Annotated in this window: 3 protein-coding genes; 2 read left to right on the top strand and 1 reads right to left on the bottom strand. The window is 48.5% G+C overall.

Translation table 11 applies throughout. The features are described from left to right. Positions 1-453: thiamine-monophosphate kinase (locus tag ACEW8S_RS20455; protein WP_373519961.1), on the bottom strand; the 453-nt coding region annotated here is incomplete at its 3' end. A gap of 75 nt (positions 454-528) precedes the next feature. On the opposite strand from ACEW8S_RS20455, the gene ACEW8S_RS20450 reads away from it, so the two are divergent. Together ACEW8S_RS20450 and ACEW8S_RS20445 are read left to right on the top strand one after the other, a co-directional pair. Next, on the top strand, positions 529-1,776 hold the full coding sequence (locus ACEW8S_RS20450) for a choice-of-anchor B family protein (RefSeq protein ID WP_373519960.1): 1,248 nt from the start codon (positions 529-531) through the stop codon (positions 1,774-1,776). After that, on the top strand, positions 1,773-2,922 hold a 1,150-nt coding region (locus ACEW8S_RS20445), incomplete at its 3' end, for a hypothetical protein (RefSeq protein WP_373519959.1). The genes ACEW8S_RS20450 and ACEW8S_RS20445, both read left to right, overlap by 4 nt.

Raw genomic sequence — 2,922 nt, 5'->3', positions numbered from 1 at the left:
GCCCAAAGCGGTGATGCTGATAAGCATCCCGGTAGTCGATGAGGTCGTATCGCCTCCGATGAGGTCTACCTTAAAAACTTGACATGCCAGGGCTATGCCCGCATATAGCTCCTCTAGGGCTTCCAAGGGGAATCGGTTCGAGACCGCAATGGAAACCGCGATTTGGGATGCCGTGGCGTTCATGGCGTAGACATCGGAAAGATTGGCCATGACCGCTTTATAGCCTAAATGCTTTAATGGCATATAGCTCAGGTCGAAGTGTACGCCCTCGATAAGCATATCTGTGGTTACGATTGTTTTTTTGTCCTTGAAATCAAGCACCGCGGCATCATCGCCTATACCTTTTATCGTTGAGGTATGGGAAATGGAGAAATGTTGGGTCAAATGATCGATAAGGCCGAATTCGCCCAATTGCTCCAGCGCAGTGCGTTCTTGGTTTTTGTCTTCTAGCATGTGGCAAAAATAGGAATAAAAACCGCCTGTAATGATTATCTTGCGACGTACATTTGCATCCTATTTAACTCTGCCATGAAAAAATTTCCTTTCCTTTTAAGTATATCGGCCCTTCTCTTTCTGTCATGCTCAGATGACGACAATCTTCCTATGGACGGTAAACCCGACATCGAAGAATTGCCCGGTCCTGAAGTGGTCGACACGCTTACCGGTTTCACGCCCTGTCAAAACGGGATGGCCGGTATTTATCCCTGTGAGGGCTATGATTTTTTGGGACGTATCACTCTTGATAATTTCAACGCGAGTTCAGGAAACGATAGTTGGGGCTGGACGGATGCTACCACGGGCAAGGAGTATGCCTTGATGGGCTTGGACAACGGTACGGCATTCGTCGATATTTCCGATACCGAAAATTTGATTTATTTGGGGAAGTTGCCCACGGCTACCGAGCCAAGTTCTTGGCGTGATGTGAAGGTTTATCAAAATCATGCCTTCATCGTTTCCGAGGCGGAAGGCCATGGCATGCAGGTTTTTGATTTGACACGTCTACGCGATGTGACCAACCCGCCCGCAACCTTTGATGCAGACGTGCGATACACCGGTTTCGGCAATGCGCATAATATCGTAATCAATGAAGGGACCGGAATCGCCTATGCCGTGGGCACCCGGACTTTCAACGGCGGCCCCCATTTTGTTGATATAGCCGACCCCAAGAATCCCTTTGCCCTTGGAGGATATGTCGGTAACGGGTACACCCATGATGCGCAAGTGGTCACCTATACCGGCCCTGATGCCGATTATACCGGCAGGGAGATTTTTATAGGGGCCAATGAAAATAGTGTGGTCTTAGTGGATGTTTCGGATAAGGAAAATCCTACAGCTATTTCATCCATCGGCTATGACAAAATAGAATATACGCACCAAGGATGGTTCACCGAAGATCAAAGGTATTTTTTATTGGGGGATGAACTTGATGAAACCAATCAAGGATTTAATACGCGGACGTTGGTTTTTGACTTCTCCGATTTGGATAATCCGGTTTTGCATGACACCTACCTGGCCGATTTTTCCGCTATCGATCATAACGGTTATGTAAAGGGCGGCGAATTTTTTCTGGCAAACTACACGGCGGGCGTCCGTATTTTGGATATCACGGACATTGCTGGAAAATCCATCGTAGAGACCGGTTTTTTTGACACGTTTCCGGCTACCAACAATGCCCAGTTCGACGGGGTGTGGAGCGTCTATCCCTACTTTGATAGCGGTAAGATTGTCGTAAGCGACATCAATTCCGGATTGTTCGTAATCAAGAAATCCCAATGAAAAAAATAACCTATATACTCGTCTTTGTACTATTATTTTCATGTTCTAAGGATAGGGATGATCTCACCCAAGAATCCTTGACCCAGTTTCAAGGGCAATTGGAATGGATAAGGAATTTCGGGGGCTCGGGGGATGATACCGCGCAGGCTATCGTAGCTACATCGGATGGTGGATATGCCGTTTTGGGCTTTTCCAACAGTATAGACGGCGATTTGACCGACAAGACGACCGAAGTCAACGATTATTGGCTGTTAAAATTGGATGCCAACGGAGAACTGGAATGGAATAAAACCTATGGCGGAAGCAAAGACGACCGCGGCCAGAGTCTCGTACAGACCAATGATGGCGGCTATGCGGTAACGGGCTATGCGATGAGTGACGACGGTGATGGCAGCAATAACGAAGGCTTTCATGACAATTGGATCGTAAAACTCGACGCGGAGGGAACCATCGAATGGGAAAAGAGCTTCGGGTTTTCCGGTCACGACCATTCCTACGACATCGTACAGACCGATGACAACGGCTTCTTTTTTGTCGGGTTTTTGGACATCACCTCGGCACGTGCCGATGGCAATACCGAAAAAGGAAATTCTTCGCCGACCGCGCATGGGGTCGGTGAATTCTGGGGTACCAAGACCGATCCCAAGGGCAATTTGCAATGGCGCGGCTATTTCGGCGGCACTAACAACGATCGGGCACATGCGGTAGTACCATCCGATGATGGGGGCTTTGTACTATCGGGTTCTACCGAAAGCGACGATTATGATATTAGCGACACCCGGGGCAGTTATGATTTGTGGCTCGTGAAAGTAGACCGTAATGGCAATCTGCTTTGGGAACGCTCGTTTGGGGGTACCGGTATCGAGATTTCACAGGATATCGCCAAGACCGATGATGGTGGTTTCGTGGTCGCGGGCCATACCTTCAGTAACGACATCGACATATCGAAGAACAATGGGGAATCGGATATGTGGTTGGTCAAGACCGATTCTATCGGTAATCTGCTTTGGGAAAAGACCTATGGCGGCACAGGGTTCGACGCGGCACAAGCAGTCAGCACGAGCAAAGATGGGGGCCTTATAGTTGTCGGCAATTCCAAGAGCAGCGATATGGATGTTGAATCCAATGCCGGTGAAAACGATATGT

This window comes from Pricia sp. (assembly GCF_041745955.1).
Classification (GTDB): Bacteria; Bacteroidota; Bacteroidia; order Flavobacteriales; family Flavobacteriaceae; genus Pricia.
This window is presented reverse-complemented; position numbering and strand designations above follow the sequence as displayed.

Bases quoted from the DNA above. Each gene is read 5' to 3' on its own strand.
- ACEW8S_RS20450 (WP_373519960.1), top strand. From the start codon at position 529: ATGAAAAAATTTCCTTTCCTTTTAAGTATATCGGCCCTTCTCTTTCTG.